At 51.9% G+C, this 1,589-nt stretch carries 1 rRNA gene; it reads right to left on the minus strand.

The annotated features are described in order from the left end of the window. Window positions 1-4: 4 nt before the first annotated feature. Window positions 5-1,543, minus strand: a 16S ribosomal RNA gene (locus JMX83_RS14860). Between the last annotated feature and the right edge of the window lie 46 nt (window positions 1,544-1,589).

Here is a 1,589-nt window from a genome sequence, read left to right on the forward strand (position 1 = left end):
TCTATAAGGAGGTGATCCAGCCGCAGGTTCCCCTACGGCTACCTTGTTACGACTTCACCCCAGTCATCAACCACACCGTGGTGAACGCTCCCCTTACGGTTAAGCTATCCACTTCTGGTGCAATCAACTCCCATGGTGTGACGGGCGGTGTGTACAAGGCCCGGGAACGTATTCACCGCGGCATTCTGATCCGCGATTACTAGCGATTCCTACTTCATGGAGTCGAGTTGCAGACTCCAATCTGGACTACGATAGGCTTTTTGAGATTCGCATCACATCGCTGTGTAGCTGCCCTCTGTACCTACCATTGTAGCACGTGTGTAGCCCTGGTCGTAAGGGCCATGATGACTTGACGTCGTCCCCGCCTTCCTCCAGTTTGTCACTGGCAGTATCCTTAGAGTTCCCGGCTTAACCCGCTGGTAACTAAGGACAAGGGTTGCGCTCGTTGCGGGACTTAACCCAACATCTCACGACACGAGCTGACGACAGCCATGCAGCACCTGTATTCTAATTCCCGAAGGCACTCCCGCATCTCTGCAGGATTCTAGATATGTCAAGACCAGGTAAGGTTCTTCGCGTTGCATCGAATTAAACCACATGCTCCACCGCTTGTGCGGGCCCCCGTCAATTCATTTGAGTTTTAACCTTGCGGCCGTACTCCCCAGGCGGTCTACTTATTGCGTTAGCTGCGTCACTAAGTCCTCAAGGGACCCAACGACTAGTAGACATCGTTTACGGCGTGGACTACCAGGGTATCTAATCCTGTTTGCTACCCACGCTTTCGAGCCTCAGTGTCAGTATGATGCCAGGAAGCTGCCTTCGCCATCGGTATTCCTTCAGATCTCTACGCATTTCACCGCTACACCTGAAATTCTACTTCCCTCTCACCTACTCTAGCCTAACAGTTTCAGATGCAGTTCCCAGGTTAAGCCCGGGGATTTCACATCTGACTTATCAAGCCACCTACGCTCGCTTTACGCCCAGTAATTCCGATTAACGCTTGCACCCTCTGTATTACCGCGGCTGCTGGCACAGAGTTAGCCGGTGCTTATTCTGCAGCTAATGTCATCGTCTCCGGGTATTAACCGAAGAGTCTTCTTCACTGCTTAAAGTGCTTTACAACCAAAAGGCCTTCTTCACACACGCGGCATGGCTGGATCAGGGTTTCCCCCATTGTCCAATATTCCCCACTGCTGCCTCCCGTAGGAGTCCGGGCCGTGTCTCAGTCCCGGTGTGGCTGATCATCCTCTCAGACCAGCTACAGATCGTCGCCATGGTAGGCCTTTACCCCACCATCTAGCTAATCCGACTTAGGCTCATCTAATAGCGAGAGCAACAAGTTGCCCCCTTTCTCCCGTAGGACGTATGCGGTATTAATACGAGTTTCCCCGTGCTATCCCCCACTACTAGGTAGATTCCTAAGTATTACTCACCCGTCCGCCGCTCGACGCCTGATAGCAAGCTATCATCGTTTCCGCTCGACTTGCATGTGTTAAGCCTGCCGCCAGCGTTCAATCTGAGCCATGATCAAACTCTTCAGTTTAATCTTGCTATGAAGCTCTTTAAAGAAGCTTCTAAACTTGGCTCAT

Origin of the sequence: Psychrobacter piscatorii (assembly GCF_904846415.1) — a bacterium.
Taxonomy (GTDB): domain Bacteria; phylum Pseudomonadota; class Gammaproteobacteria; order Pseudomonadales; family Moraxellaceae; genus Psychrobacter; species Psychrobacter piscatorii.